The sequence below is a fragment of the Zobellia uliginosa genome (assembly GCF_900156625.1).
GTDB lineage: Bacteria > Bacteroidota > Bacteroidia > Flavobacteriales > Flavobacteriaceae > Zobellia > Zobellia uliginosa.
The window spans coordinates 994224-1009479 of record NZ_FTOB01000001.1; the positions used below are offsets into that span (position 1 = coordinate 994224).

13 protein-coding genes and 1 tRNA gene are annotated in these 15256 nt (G+C 38.7%); all 14 read right to left on the reverse strand.

Annotation, left to right across the window (positions count from 1 at the left end; translation table 11 throughout):
* Window positions 1-16 precede the first annotated feature (16 nt).
* The gene (locus BW980_RS04160) at window positions 17-739 is read right to left on the reverse strand and encodes a hypothetical protein (RefSeq protein ID WP_076453641.1); all 723 of its coding nucleotides are present in this window, start codon (window positions 737-739) and stop codon (window positions 17-19) included.
* Entirely contained in the window at window positions 736-2619 is a 1884-nt protein-coding gene (locus BW980_RS04165; protein ID WP_076453642.1) for a PA3715 family protein, read from the reverse strand. Before BW980_RS04165 ends, BW980_RS04160 begins: the two co-directional genes overlap by 4 nt.
* A 49-nt stretch (window positions 2620-2668) precedes the next feature.
* Window positions 2669-3010, reverse strand: a complete 342-nt coding sequence (locus tag BW980_RS04170; RefSeq protein ID WP_076453643.1) for a hypothetical protein — start codon at window positions 3008-3010, stop codon at window positions 2669-2671.
* The gene (locus BW980_RS04175) at window positions 3011-4183 is read right to left on the reverse strand and encodes a hypothetical protein (RefSeq protein ID WP_076453644.1); all 1173 of its coding nucleotides are present in this window, start codon (window positions 4181-4183) and stop codon (window positions 3011-3013) included.
* Complete coding sequence (locus tag BW980_RS04180; RefSeq protein WP_076453645.1) at window positions 4180-4797, reverse strand: hypothetical protein; 618 nt, start codon at window positions 4795-4797, stop codon at window positions 4180-4182. Before BW980_RS04180 ends, BW980_RS04175 begins: the two co-directional genes overlap by 4 nt.
* Before the next feature lie 31 nt (window positions 4798-4828).
* Window positions 4829-5968: a hypothetical protein gene (locus BW980_RS04185; RefSeq protein ID WP_139327579.1), complete on the reverse strand. Its 1140-nt coding sequence runs from the start codon at window positions 5966-5968 to the stop codon at window positions 4829-4831.
* Between the two features lie 25 nt (window positions 5969-5993).
* The gene (locus BW980_RS04190) at window positions 5994-7058 is read right to left on the reverse strand and encodes a trypsin-like peptidase domain-containing protein (RefSeq protein WP_076453647.1); all 1065 of its coding nucleotides are present in this window, start codon (window positions 7056-7058) and stop codon (window positions 5994-5996) included.
* Between the two features lie 10 nt (window positions 7059-7068).
* The gene (locus tag BW980_RS04195) at window positions 7069-8274 is read right to left on the reverse strand and encodes a type III secretion system chaperone family protein (protein WP_076453648.1); all 1206 of its coding nucleotides are present in this window, start codon (window positions 8272-8274) and stop codon (window positions 7069-7071) included.
* 41 nt (window positions 8275-8315) lie between these two features.
* A complete protein-coding gene (locus BW980_RS22760; protein WP_245799936.1) occupies window positions 8316-8534 on the reverse strand; it encodes a hypothetical protein in 219 nt (72 codons plus the stop codon).
* A 237-nt stretch (window positions 8535-8771) separates the two neighbouring features.
* Window positions 8772-10463 carry a hypothetical protein gene (locus BW980_RS04205; RefSeq protein WP_076453649.1) on the reverse strand — a complete coding sequence of 564 codons (1692 nt, stop codon included), beginning with the start codon at window positions 10461-10463 and terminating at the stop codon, window positions 8772-8774.
* A gap of 49 nt (window positions 10464-10512) precedes the next feature.
* Window positions 10513-11073 carry a hypothetical protein gene (locus tag BW980_RS04210; RefSeq protein WP_139327580.1) on the reverse strand — a complete coding sequence of 187 codons (561 nt, stop codon included), beginning with the start codon at window positions 11071-11073 and terminating at the stop codon, window positions 10513-10515.
* Window positions 11074-11542: 469 nt separating this feature from the next.
* Complete coding sequence (locus tag BW980_RS04220) at window positions 11543-12280, reverse strand: LytR/AlgR family response regulator transcription factor (protein WP_076453651.1); 738 nt, start codon at window positions 12278-12280, stop codon at window positions 11543-11545.
* Entirely contained in the window at window positions 12277-14430 is a 2154-nt protein-coding gene (locus tag BW980_RS04225) for a tetratricopeptide repeat protein (protein WP_175609842.1), read from the reverse strand. The genes BW980_RS04220 and BW980_RS04225 overlap by 4 nt, the downstream gene beginning before the upstream one ends.
* Window positions 14431-15138: 708 nt before the next feature.
* A tRNA-Arg gene (locus BW980_RS04230) sits at window positions 15139-15212 on the reverse strand.
* Window positions 15213-15256: the final 44 nt, after the last annotated feature.

The following is a 15256-nucleotide window of genomic DNA, read 5'->3' on the forward strand; positions in this document are numbered from 1 at the left end:
TACTTTTTTTAAATGGTTATATGCGTAACTGTTGAAATTCCCACTCAAAGGGTTTACCTAAAGACTGGATTGTTTTTAAGTGGTCTAACTCAAATTTTTTTAAGGTTTCCTCATATTCACGCTCATCGTCTTCATTGCGGGTTTCGGTTGTGATTTTCAGTGTTTTATTTTGAAAATCGATGCTATAGTTCATTTCATCGCCCGATACCCTTTGGACGACACCTTTCTTATATTCGACCAATTCAAAAGCTCTATTTTGAAACCTGAAAATGTATTCGTGGGAAGACCATGTGGTACATTCGCGACATGGCCATATATAAAACTCAATTTGCAAATCTCCATTTGGAAGAATTTGAAGCCCTTTAAAAGGTTCTTCCATCGTGGGTGTATTTTGGTTAATGATAAACGCGTTGGATTGAAGTACTTTTTTGAATTTTCCATTGCGTTTGCCAAAGTAGATACCCAATACCCTCGGGTTAATGTGTAGCGTATCGCTATCTGAACCGTCTCTGTAGATATATTTTTTCTCTATGGGACTTTCGATCGCAAATACGATGTCTTTATAACCGTCTCCGTTTAGATCTCCTGAAGCTTTTGACAAAATTTTATAATTGGTCGGGATTATATTTTGCATCGACCTTCCCTTGGCGGGCAGCTCCGACAGCATAGGTTCACTTTGGGCGTAAAACACCTGAACCAAAAAGAATGCCATCAAAAATGCTATGTCCCTAAAATTCATTTCCAATTTGTTTTCAACGCCAATTCATTGTTTTGATACACGTAAATGACATTTTTGTTGGTCCTAAGCGTGTCTTCTGAACCAGGCTTTAGAATCACTTCTTCAGATTTGAGGGCGAAAACAAGGCTACCTTCTATTTCATTTATCTCTAAAACATCTGTCAAATAATTATCCAAATTTTCATCATAGGGTTCAATGTCAAGGGTTCCCATAGACTTCAGGTTTCCGTTTTCAAGAATAAAAGCCTCACCTCCAAAGGGATATTCAAATGCCATTTGACAAATAATAATGACTTTGTCCGATGCGTTGCTTTTATAAAAATGGGGCTCAAATAGATAGGCATCACCTATACCTTTTGATCGGTATACTATTTTGTTGGATGCATCCAACATTAAAAGGCGGTCGCCCCAATCCGTTTCGGTATCTGGGGCTACGGTTCGTCCGTTTTCTGGTTTATAGTTTCCTGCTGCTATTCTGAATGCCTCCAACTGATAGGCGTGATCTACATTAAATCTGTCTATGTGAATGTCCTCCAATTTTTCTGGATCGTACTCGGAAAATAAAATGGCCCCAGAATCATGTTCGGTATACGTACTTCCATTGAATTTCAAGACATTGTTTTTAACATGAAAGAATTTTTCTGTTTGGCATTCCCCATCATTATCTTTAAATATCTTGGTTTCGGTTATCTTGTTGTTTATTAGAATATCAAAATGGTCATTGGTCTTCTTAGTGCTCATCACCACCGCTTTTTCTTCATCTTTAAATCTTCCGTCACAATCCCCATCCCATTCTCCACGATTCATGGCAACGGTATAATTGGCAAGCACCTTGGTCAAACTATCTTTTGATTTCATGAAAAGGGACAGTGTTTTATTTTGGTATGGATTGACCCTTGAGTGTCCGAAGTAGGAAACGTACAAGCCGAAAGCCACTTTATTTTCAGTAATCTCAAATAAATTTGGGGCAATCTGAATTTCGTTTAACTCAATGGCATCAGAAATCCATTGGTTGGTCTGGTGACTTTCAAAGTACTTGTTCATTATTTTTCCAGAACGGTTGTCCGCAATAACAATGTGGCTGTTGAGATCAAAATACTGTTCGCCTTCATCCACGACTTCTGGGATGACCACAATGCTTTCATCTGGGTTTTCTGGATTTACTCTAGTGGCAATTAAATCGGTCTTTGTTTGCATCCAATCCAAATTCAGGTCCGTTAAAACGCCATTGATCAGCGCAAAATTTTTAAAGGAATCGTTCAATTTTTTGGCATCTATTTTTATAATGGTGCCATTACCCCGAATTTCATATTGAATTTCTTCTACTTCTTTGGTGTTGCCCCAAAATATTTTGTTTACCGTTAGTTTGCTTTCGCTAATTCGGGAGACTGTCCTGGACATGCCTTCGGCTATTTCATCGAAAGCTACTTGTTTGTGATCTATGATGTTCCCCTCCGTATCATAATTGATTATAATCGTCTCCATTTCATGGTCCCCGTGTTGAATGGTTGCAACAATGGTGTGAAAATTTGTATTCACAGGTATCTTATAGATGGTGATTGCCCTGTAATTATGACCTTCCGAATTAAAATCAGGATAGATTTGGTCCAGTTTCAAAGCTTTGGCATCTACTTCATCATAATCATCTTCATCGATAAAACTGTCAAAATTCGTGTCTTCGATGTGTGGCAATTTTTTAGTTTGGCTGTTGGCAATTACTTCGGCAAAATCTAAATGCACGCTCTTAGGTAAGGTGTCCAAAGCCGTTTCAATGATTTCAACGGCGCCTTGGGTTTCGATCTCCGGTTCTTTATTCGTTTTGGGGCCTTGGCCACAGGAGATTGTAAGTACTAGTAAGGCTATGTGATATTGAATTTTCATTTAATGCCGTTTATGGTTTATATAAATCCACTGTTTTTAGTTTCTTATACTATATTACGTCAATGACTTTTTCGAGTAAATAATGCACTATGGAAACGAGTACAGTAATCATTAGCAGTACTGCCAAACGGATAACCGTCCTTTTCGGGTTGTTTTTTAGTTTCTTTCGTAGGTAAAAAATATCTAACAACACGAAGCATAATGCAATGGCGCTCCCAACCCACAGACCAACTTGAATCATCCCTATATCATAAAATAGATGTAGCAAATAGCCCAATCCTTCTTCGCTTACCGTATTGGCTCCTAAGACCAAACGCATATAGCCAATGCCTATGAACAACGACAACAGCGTCCAAAATAGATAGGCCAATATGTATTTTAAAATTCGCATCTATAACATTTCTTTCGTGCAAACAGTGTTTTTTTCAACTTCATCGGGCATCCCCTTTAGTTTCTCAAAAAAATGGGTGTCGGCCATATTTAGTCCTTGCGCTACATCGCATACATAGATAAAAGCATCTTTTTGATTGCTGCTTCGGGTTCTGTAGACCGAATTGGTCAGTATCCAACTATTCTTTTTAAAGGCTATGTGATGGTTGGCCTCGTTTAGTCCGCCATCAGGAAAGGCAGTTTTAATGAAAAAGCCATCGGGTTCTGCGACCACATCAACAATTTGATTGCCTCCATCTTCAGAAAAATTGGTGGTTTTTAAAGCGAATTGGTATGCTTTCCCTTCATTTGTAAAGAGCAATAGTTCGTCTCCTTGATAAGGCCCTGCACTTACTATTTTATCGACTATGCCATCGTTGTTGATGTCAATATCCCTGATAAAAAAGTGCTCGTTTTCCATGTAATCCGATAAGGTGTAGGTGCCATTGGTTCGGTCATCTGGAAATGGGTCCGGATTTTCATTGTCATCAAAAAACGCTGTTTCAAATAAATCTTCTAAAATCTGTTTTTTCGAAGTAGTTAAATGGGATGCAAAATCAGCATCAAATTTTGGATGTGGCCCGTCAAAGAGAAAGAATAGCACCGATTTTGCCTTTTCGTTACTTAGCTCGTTTATCAGGTAATATTTTTTGTATTCCCTTAAATAGTTTAGCACATGATGTTGAAAGTAGTTGACCCCATCTGCTTCCCATTGTCCGTTCTCACAAATACGGATAATGTTTTTTTCATAACTAGGGTATTTGTTGGTTCGCAGCAGATAAAACAAGTATTCGATATAATGTACACTGTGTTCGTAAAGTTCATGGGGAGCGTCATTTGGTGTATCCCAGCCAAAATAGCTTTGAAACTGTTCAAAATCTTGAGGAAACTGCCGTAGAAATTCTTCTTCATCCTTATCTTCCATGGATTTATACAGGTTTAGGATGCTGATTTCCATTGGACTTTTTTCTTGAGTCTCAGCTGGAGCTTCCCATTCGTCCACGTTTAAGTTTTCTGAAGCTTCCATAAAGAGGGCATTCACCGAATCTTTAGCTTTTTGCTCTTTTTCAACGCGCTTGTTCTCCTGGCCACAAGACAGTAATAAGAGTGCTAGAAATACAAATTGAAACTTCATTTTACACGTTTTGTTTTAGGATAAATACCATTGGAAAAAATATTCTTTAGGCTATCGGCTTTGAAGAATTTACCTTCTTTGAAATAATTGATTTCGCCACAGTATAAGGTTGAATCATTTAGGCATGGGTCATAATAAAACTCTGCCATGCGGTAATCCCGGTACATACCCAGTTCTTCGCTTACAAAGCCCCCAAAATCTTCTTCATGGTCAATAAAATAGCCCGTGCCAGCTTCCCCAATAAAACCAAATGTCGTTCCCCCGTATTCATAAAAATGAATCCCATTTTCGCCGGTATACGAAAGTGGTTTTCCGGTTTTATGCTCTGTCCGTAGGTGCACCTTTATTTTTTCTTGTATGGCCTTCTGTACTACGGAATAATCTTTATCCGGATATTTTACCAAATACAAATTGGGATATACGTTTGACTGAATAAACCGCATATCCTTAAAGAAGAAGTGGTGGATTACCAGTCCCGTCGCACCAAATACCAACACGGCCAAAACTGCCTGAACCCGTCTTTTGCTTTTTAAGGTCCACTTGAAAAACCTAAAGGCAAGGATCAATAGCAGAATTGCTACAATAACCAGTATGGTAATGACTAGTATGAACACAACGTTGGCTTATTTTTGATATTAAAATGGCTCAATGGCTTTTTGGATTATTAGGAAAATGAACATTTACTTTATCTATCTCAACGGTATACAATGGGTTTTGCATGAAATCTGCACTCTGATGTGCAACCCGGATCAAGTACCCTCCCTTCTTTAATTTTTCTCGATATTGACCATGCAATTTTCCCTTTTTGTTGAGGTATTCTTCCATGGTGAAAAAACCATTGTTTTCTAGCACGGAGAAACGGAAATCCATACCCTTTATCTTTGACTTCATACGGATTGAAACTTGGGCATCTTCCTCCAAAAAGAACAAGAAAAAGGTAGCATTGGCATAAAAGGCATCGGTAAGGGAAGAATAGGATTGAGGCTCATCAATAGTTACAGCATTTGCGTAAAAAGAGGGCTCCACAAAGTTGATGATTTGATTTTGCCCATTTTTATTAGGTTTTTGATACGAGTACAATCCACCTTTGAACATAAATCTTAAAACGGGATTTTTTTTCTTTAAGTCTATAGCATAGCTGATTTTTGTTGGATATATGGTTTTGTACCATTGATTGTCGGCATCTAAACCATGAGCATATGATACATGTTCCAGGTAAGCATTTTTAGTATTGATTTCGATTGGATAAACACTTTCCAACACGTAGTCTATATTTCGAAAGTCCTTTAGTTCTTCGTTGATTTTTTCTTGTGTTTCGCCTTGAAACATATAAAAACGGGTCATAAATCGTCCGTTTTTCTTAAAAACCCAATTTTCAACACCCATCTCGTTTTGAATTCCAAAATGGATGAACTTTCCTTTTTCTGCTTTATAAAGAGGTTTTAGGTCCGCTGTTCGGTTGGAGCAGCCCGCGCATTCCGCTTGAATAAAATTTGCTAAAATTGATGTTGACTTTCTCCAATCGTCTAAAAGCACGATTTCTTTTTCTTCAAGCAAATCAGAAACTGATTTTGAACCATTCCCATTCGTGATTTCTTGAAATGGATACATTACGGAATCCAATGTCTTAAAAACTACTTTTTCTCCAGAAGTTGGCACTAATGCTTTACATGAAACAAATAATAGGGCAATGAACAGCATAGCACTAAACTTTATTAAGAATGTGCCATGCTGTGAAATATTATATTGTGGATCCATTGATCCTTTCAGGTTTACCTGTTTCAAGTAATAATTTTTGGCTTTCGAAGCACTATTTGCTATAATGTGTCATTTCCGCTCCAAAATCGTTTACAAATGTATTGTCCAGTTCATCGGCTTTGGTGGCAAGCTGGGCCAGACATTCCAGAATTTCGTTTTTATGGTCGGAATACAAATCGCTGATATGGATGCGATACGATAAGTAGATCTGATTATCGGAAATAGACAATCGATGCGGGCCCATATCCGCGGTTAGGATGTACTCATAAATCTCGGCCAGATTTTTACGGGGCAAGTCGTTTAGGGGAGAGGTAGCGAATAGATAATTGTTGTCATAAACGAATATGCGTATCTCTGCACTGCCTTGGTGAAAATACCAACGCTCCCTGCCCGACCTTGCCAAAATGGGATTGATATCCAGTTTGGATATGGCTTCCTCGACCTTTAGACTGAAATCGGAAAGTTCCATTTCTTCGAATAACTTTTCGTCTACAAGTGTGCCACAATTGGGGCAGTAATCGGTCTTTTCTTCAATAAGTCCCCCACAGTTGGAACAACCAAGGGTAAAGGCATCCGACATATCATTGACTATCGTTAATTCTTCCCGAAGGGTTTCCATGGGAATGGCAAAACCCATGTTGTCGGCGTCGGAAAATTTTGAGGTCACAATCCCCATTAACTCCCCTTTTTCATTGATTACCGGCCCACCGCTATTTCCTGGATTGATGGCGGCGTCCGTTTGAATATAATAGTTACCTCCTATACTTTGGCGTGGATTTGAAACAATACCTTCGGTAACCGTAAATGGCATACCGTAAGGATAGCCCAAGACAATCACCTTGTCTCTTGATTTTGATTCTGTCCGATGTTCAATTACCACCGTTTCAATAGGTTTTGGAAGGTCGTTAGCTCGCAAAAACGCAATGTCCTTTCCCGGATTTACATAAAGCACTTGGGTCAAGTACCTGTTTTTATCTTTCCCTTCCAGGCTAACGGTATGACAACCCGCCACCACGTGGTAGTTTGTGATGATAATATCATTTTTTTTGTTGTAAAAACCTGTGCCCGTTCCGTTTGCGGTATTTATCTTAAATACCGAACTTTCTATATTCTTCATGATTCCTTGCTTAATTGATTTTAAAGTTTGCCATGATCTTTTGCATGGCCGCCATGGATTGCTGCATTTGTTCGCCCATCAGTTTTGTAAGGTCCATACCGTAATCGGCATCCATAAACGTATCTTCCATGATGGCTTGCATGCCCTTTAAAAGGATGGGAGCCGCTTGGCTCCATGGCAAATCACTGGCTTGTGATAGGGCGTCGGTGATGGGTTTGCTGATTTCTTCGTTCACCAAATTGTAAAAGAACATATTGTAAAAACAGGACTGTATAAGATTGGAAGCATCCTCGAATCTGGAGTTGGCGATCATTTCCTGCGCTTCTTCATAATTTTCTTGCCAATTTTCTCTGATGTTTTCCTTTTTTCCGCTGTATTTATAGGGAATAAAGGTTTCTGTCTGATAGAGGTCGGCCATGAATTGCTCCTTAGGGAGTTCTTTCAATTTTTCCAAGGCCGATTTTCCATTCAGCAATCGGTCATGAAATGGTAGCCTACCATCAAAAAGTCCGTCTATCGCCTTTTCCAATAGGGTACGTACATACCCTTGGGGCTCTGCATGAAACTCTATCTTTTTTAAGGTGATGTTCAAGGTGTACCATGCATTGTTTCCATGCCGTTTTTCCATGTATCGGTCAAATCGTTGTAGGCCATCCCCCAAAATTTTTAGATAATTATCGTAAGCTTCCTGTTTGCTGTTTTCTGGAAAAGGGCTTGTTTTTGGCTCTTGTATGTGGGCTGCACCAAATTTTTCTATAAACTCGTCGTCATAGCTATCTGCGTAATAGCATATTTCCCGAAGCACCCCATAGATTTTGTACGGTTCACAAAGACTTATTGGACATGAAAAAGAAAAATACACCAAATGATTGTCCAAGACTATATTGGTCAAATTGAGCGGATACATTCTGAGTTCCGCCAATTTTCGCATCATGGGTACTTTTTTGGCATTTTTTATGTTCAAAAAAGGACATTTGATCAACAGTTCATCAGTTGTTTGAGTAATGGATACCACTACCGACCCATGGGGTATTTCGTAGGTGTCACCTTTTTTTTTGCCGGAAAGATGATTCCCGACATAATCCAATAGGGTAGGCACTACCTCGTTATATTGTTTACTGTTAAAAAGAGCTACTGCCTCGTCCCATTTTTCATCCTGCCTTGTCGATGATTTTTTAGGATGTATTGGTGGAAAATACTTGTTGTTTTTATCCATTATTGTTTTGTAATTAATTGGATTACATTGTATTATTAATTTTAGGCCGCTAAACTTTTAATTTTGCCCTCCAATTCCTCAAAGGCTTGCTGCTGCGATTTTACCAAGACGGCCTGTTTTAGGGCTCCAGTGATCACTTCTAAGATGCTTCTGCGAGCCTTTACACTTTTCCCGAAATAGGCGTGCATTAGTTTATTGGGAATGATATGGTTTACTTTCACCGTGTTTTTATTCACAAAAAGTAACTTAACGGCGTGCATGCCACTTTTTTAAGTACAATACATTGTGCCATTTGTCCGCTGTTGTCCGTGCAATGTTCCCAAACATCATATTCTTTTGAACACTCAAAACCGGATTCTTTTTTTAAGACTTCATAGAGTTCCTCTAAAGAATTGTATGGTTGTTTTATTTGAATTAAGTTCTCCATTGGTTGTATGATTTTGGTTATAAATGAAAAACCACAGATGGTTTTGACCATCTGTGGCGGTACTTTGTTTTTAAAAGTCGGTAAAAGACCGGATTGGCAATACGATGAAATTTGCAGTATTTTTAGGAAGGGCTATGGGAGCACTACCCCCTAAAAAAGCTATATAAGCATCATTTGCATTAACTTCTGTAGAAGTCCATACTGTACTAAAAAGGGCGCTTCCTCCATTGGCGAGTATCGTCGGTGCAATGTAATCGTCGTAGTTTATCGCTATTTCATTGAATTCATCCACACTTGGTAAAAACCAATCATCATAACCATTCCAATCCAAATTGGAAATAGTTAATGCGGCAGATGGAATACAACCTGCGGCAATAATTGCCTCAGAATTGGTTTCTCCTGTTCCGATACCACTTCCAGAAGCCCCTGTTAGTATACCTGAACAACCCCAGGCGTTAACGGTTAGACCTGAAATTGCACAAACCAAGCCTTCACTATTGTTACTTGTAGGGTCTATCCAAAAAATAACACCACCATACTTGAATTCCCCAATCTCGTTCAAGTCATTAAGTTCTACGAACGCATTGGCGGAAACTGTTTCGGTACCATTGCTTACCGAAATGGTGGCCAACATATTGGGGTTGGTTTCAAAATCGAAAAGGGTTTCATCCGCTACGGACAATTCACCTGTATTTTGATCTATCGTAAATGCACCAGCCGGATTCTGGAACGTAATGGTATAGGTTACATTTGAACCACTGGCCTGTATGGTTCCCACAACATCGCCATTGGAAGGGTTTTCATCTATGGTCAAATCCGTATTTGTGGCAGATACTTCGTCTACATCGTTTAGATTGATGGTGGCCGTGGCCGTAGCTGTTTCCGCACCATCTGTCACTGAAATTTCAGCTGTAATCACGGGGTTGGTCTCAAAATCGAATAGGTTGGGGTCAATTACCGTTAATTCTCCCGTAGCGGCATCAATGGCCATGGCGCCCATGGGTGATTGCGAGGTAAATGAAAACGCTAAAGTACTATTGCTGTTGGCCTGTACCGTTCCTAAAATCTGTCCGTCCGTTGGATTTTCATCAATGGAGACCGTAAGGTCTTGGGCCGTTACTTCAATTACATTCTCAAGGTTCACCGTAACGGTTACCGGATTATCTGCATCTTCAATAGAAACGGTCGCTGTCAGTACAGGATTGGTTTCAAAGTCGAATAGCGCAGCATCCAATACGGTAAGTTCGCCCGAATTGAAATCAATACCCATAGCGCCGCTCGGTGTCTGGGACGTGATGGCAAAGCCCGAAGCATTGCCAATGGTCTGTAGACTGCCTATAACTTGCCCTTCGGCAGGATTTTCATCTATGGTCACTTCTAAATTCTGACCGGAAACCTCATTCACATTATTCAGGTTTATGGTAATGCTTGCCGAATTTTCAGCATTGTCCGCGGTAACGGTTGCCGTAATCGTAGGATGGGTCTCGAAATCGAATAAGGTCGCATTGGCTACAGTAAGTTCACCAGTAGAACCGTCAATACTCAAAGCTCCCGCAGGTGCTTGTGAGACGATATTAAAATTTGTGGTGGAAACATCGGTTTGTACGGTGCCCACGAGATCACCTTTTTGGGGATTTTCATCTAGGGTTGCCTCTAAATCCGACAGTGTTACGGTTACAGCTCCATCATCATCATTGTTGCAGGCAACACTTAGAAAAAGTACACTTACGGCCAAGTAAATAGTTTTAAGTTTATTGTTCATGATTGTTTGGGTTAAATAAATTAATTTAATTGAGTAATAGGTTCGGATTTTAGTAGTCCATTTTAATTAATGAACCGTCTATTTTGTATGAAAAAGTAAAAGAAGTCCCCCCGTTTTCAGGCTGCAGTTTTACGATGTATTGGGCATCACTCAAATCACCGTTCTTTGGGTATTTGACAAAAGCCATTTCAAGTCGGGGGTTCTCGATGTCTTTCTCGGCCTTTAATTGCTCACTCGATTTTTCAACGAGTTCTCCTAATTTCCCAAGGCTGATTTTTTCACCCAATTGAAACATAAAATCTGCCGCCTTGGTACCCTCTGGTATTTCCAAGGTTACTTCGGAAGTTTGCTTCCAATTGCCCAACGAGTAGGTCCATTGCCCCATTTTTAAAGATTCAGGGGCATCGGTTACCGTGGTCGAAATGCTATTACCGATGGATTCATTGTAAATGATAGTCAAATCCGTATAGTAGGCACTATCCCCAAATTCACTTTTCAGTTCTTTCTCAATGCCCGCAAAGCCATCGGCGTTGGCAGGTAGTTTTGCCGTGTCTCCTCCACAGGAAACCAGTGTTATCGCTATCATTAAAATTATCAACTGTATTTTCATTTTTATGCTTTTTTTATGTTGATTGACTATTACTCTTCAGCTCTTCCAAATAGAAAAAACAGTGCGCCACCTGCTAGAATCAATACTACCCTGAGCACCCATCCCGTGGTACTGCCCCAGCTATCTATCCAAGCAAGTAATCTGATGTTGTAATTAGAATTGACTAAAGGGTAGTAATTATGCCCATAGCTGCAAGTACAAGGCCTTTTTGGCCTAGTTTGGATTTGATGTTTTCCATTAAGATTTGATTTTAATATTTCTTGATAAGCACCATTGGAAAAGTGTGATTTTCGAAGAGGACTTAAGTAAGAAATGGTTTGGTCAGGGTAAAGATGGGGCAATGGCATTTCCTATGAAATAGCCAATCTATTTTCGCGAGCCGGGAATCATTATTCGTGCGAAGTAAGGAAATATGCGTTTTTGGAGAGATAGCTATTTCCGGTAATCTTGATCATTGGGGCAATAGTTCTCAATGACTATTGTATTTCAAAAAAGTCGTTATAAAAGCTTCCTTTTTTCTGGAGGAAACAGGAATTTTTTGACCATTCTTTAAATAGATGATGCCCGACTTATCGTATTTGTCTATGAATTTCAAGTTTACCATGAAAGACTGGTGGGGCCGGGTGAAATTGACTTTTTCAAGTTTCTCCTCGTATTCCTTTAATGGTTTGGAAGCCACGTATTTTTTATTATTGGCCAAGTAGAATGTCGTATATCCCTTGTCGGATTCACAGTACAATAATTCTTGCAGGTTTATGACCTGAAAACTGTCGCTAAGCGAAAGAACCAAGGTGGCATCATCTTGATACCAAACCTTTTTTACCGTATTTATTTGTCTTTTTTGTTCGGTAATAGGTAAGGTCTTTATCTTTTTTAAGGCCAAATCCAATTCTTCAACGTCAACAGGTTTTAAAAGATAATCTACGGCACCAGCCTTAAGTGCCTTCAAAGCATATTCTTCATAGGCGGTAATGAATATGGTTTTGAAGCTAAGGTGCTCGGTTTGGTCAAGAAAGTCGAATCCAGTACCGTCTGTGAGATTTATGTCCAGAAATATCAATTCTGGTTTACAGGCATTCGCGACCACAACGGCCTCCTTGACCGTAGCACATTCACCTATGATTTCTATATTGGTTTCAACCGTTTCCAAAAGATTTATCAAGCCTTTTCTAATATAGGCTTTGTCCTCAACGATAAGTGCTTTCATGAATTCTTTATTATTTTATAGGGAATGATCAAAGTAACTTTGGTTCCTTGCTCATTATATTTTTTTCTATCCTCGACAAATACGGATCCTGGCATGTTGAAATCTTTGGCCAAAAGGTTTAGCCGCTCACTGGTAATGGTGGTGGCCAACGACTTCTTTTTGGTATTTGTTTTTTGGAGCATGGCATCTATTCCAACACCATTGTCCGTTATGGCACAGCTTAGTTTTTTGTCCTTAAAAGAGAGGTGAACCTCTATTTCCCGATGTTCTTGATTAGTAGAAAATGCATGTTCTATGGCATTCTCAATAAAGGGCTGAATGAGCATGGGAGGAACCAAAAAGAGATTGATATTTATGTTTTCGTCCACCACCAAACTATAGTCATAAGGTGAATTGGCATCCATATTTTGTAAGATCATATAATTGTCTATGGCATCCAATTCTTGAATGAGGGGAACTATTTTGTCCCTTGAATTTTCTAGAACAAGTCGTAGTAGTTTCGAGAACTTTGATAGATAGGTAATTGATTTTTTCTCTTCTTTGTTCAAGATCATGCCCTGCAAGACTGAAAGCGAATTAAATATAAAATGTGGAGTCATTTGCGAGCGCAATAACCTTTGTTCGGTAATAATATTTTGGTTTTTTACTTTAACGTTCTTGTATTTTTGATAGAACACCAAAGAACCTGACAGGATAGAGATAACCAAAATGCCGATAACGGCCCAAAGGTAATTTTGTTTGGTCTTTGCAAGGTCTTGTGAAGTGCTCATTACCGTTTTGGTAAGTTTTAATTCGCGTATACTAGCAGAATCCAATGCCTGCTTGTATTTGTATTCGTATTCCAACTGGGCAATTTTTTCGATATTTTCCTTATTAAAAAGGCTGTCGTTCAATAATTTGAATTGCTGATGACTTTCAAGGGCTTTTTTATAGTTTCCCTTTGCTTTATATATGGTTGCCATTGTTTTGTATACCAATATTTGCTGAGGCAGAAGTTCTAGTTCATTTGCTATTTTTTTTCCGTTCTCGGCGTGTATTAGAGCATTAGAATAATCTTTGAGCGAAACATAAGTTTTTGCCAATCCAATATGGGCATGGCAGCTATAGATCTTATCCTCAATCGATTCACTTATCTCTAAACAAGCTTTATAATGTTTCAAAGCATTTTTAGGTTGATCCATTAAAAAGTACAAATCCCCAAGTTGAAAATAACCCCCACTTAATTCTGTTTTATCATTGATTTCTTTGCTAAGGTTTATAGATTTTGTCATATACAACAGGGCGTTTTCAAAATCTTTTAGATCTGCATAAACCGCACCCTTGTTGATCAATGTTCTGGAAATCTGTTTCTTATCATCTAATTCCCTATAAATATTTAGTGCAATATCTAGATGATCAAGTGTTTTGTCGTACTGTTTCAATTCATAATAAACCGCACTTATGTTATAAGAAGAAACGGCAATATCTTCCTTTTCATCATTTGCAATATGTATGCTCAAACACTTGTTAAAATAAGTTAGGGCTTCTGTATATCTACCTTGATTAAGGCAAATAGCACCAATGTTGTTTAAAATGTCCAAGTTTAATTTTTCCTCACCTAATTGTTCACTTATATCAGCTGCCTTTTTAAACAGGTCGATAGCTTCATCAAAATTTCCTTTTCTGTACCTGGAGGTTCCAATTTGATTATACATATTTGCCTGAACTAATGAGTCACCATTTTTAATGCTTAGTTCAAGTACTGTATTATAAAAGTCGGCAGCCTTATCAAATTTACCGTTTAAGTATGCTATTTTTCCCAAAGATGTATAGGAAGCATAAATACAATCCGGGTCCTTCAGTTCCTTACATATTTCAAAGGCTTTAAGCGTATAGTTTTCGGCATTATCTCGTTCATTGTTTCTTAAGGCATTGTTGCTTAATCTTAGTAGACTGTTTGCAGTTCCCTTTTTGTAATTAAGCTCTTTGGCCAAATCATAGGCTTCTTGAGCTTTTTCGTTGGATCGGTTTATATCTGCTGTAGAATAACTTTTAGAAAGCTCGATTAACAAATTAACTTTTGCAGTGTCTTTTTTGGTATGAAATGCCAATTCTTTCTTTAAGCTGTCTATTTTGATGTCCTGCGCCCTTATTGCGCTTGTGATTAGCAAAAAAATGAGAATAAAAATTTGAATAGGAGAATTTTGATTCCAAAAAATCGACGTAATTCTATTGACCCCTATGTTGGCTATTTTACATAAGAAATGCATAATTGAAATAAAAAGATTGATTCGGCTGGTTTACTCATTTGCTTATTGGCTGAAAGGCTTGACTTAAAACAAAATACGGGTTTTTAATCTCCTTCAGAAAATATAAGCGTAATTTTCTTGGCGGTGGACTACGATCAATTTATATACGTAATGCTTGAATAAATATTTGCAAGGGCAGAATGTTTATTTGTTTCGTAACATGAAATCAATAAATTCTAGCACTTAAGCAAACCTTATCCCTAACTTTTGAGCATGGTTTTCTGAGTGTCGTGATCGCGCCAGGATTACCTTCGGTGTTCCTTTTTTATCAATGGTGCAAATAGAAAACCATGGGCTGTCGCCCTGGTCCATTGTTTTTTTCCAAAACCTAAAACTTCGTTTTGGTTTTTCCATAAAACAAAGAACCATGCTCATAGGAGCATGGTTTTCTGAGTGTCGTGATCGCGCCAGGATTACCTTTGGTGTTCCTAGGCGCTCAATGTTGCAAATTGTAAACCACGAGCTATCGCTCTAGTTCTTCATTTTATTCCAAGATGACAAGACCCGTGGTCTTGCATCTTTCCATAAAACAAAGAACCACGCCCTAAGGACGTGGTTTTTAATTTAAAGTGATCGCGCCAGGATTCGAACCTGGGACCGTCTGCTTAGAAGGCAGATGCTCTATCCAGCTGAGCTACGCGACCATTTCAAAAGCGGTGCAAAGATAGTTTATTTTCGTAAAAAATAA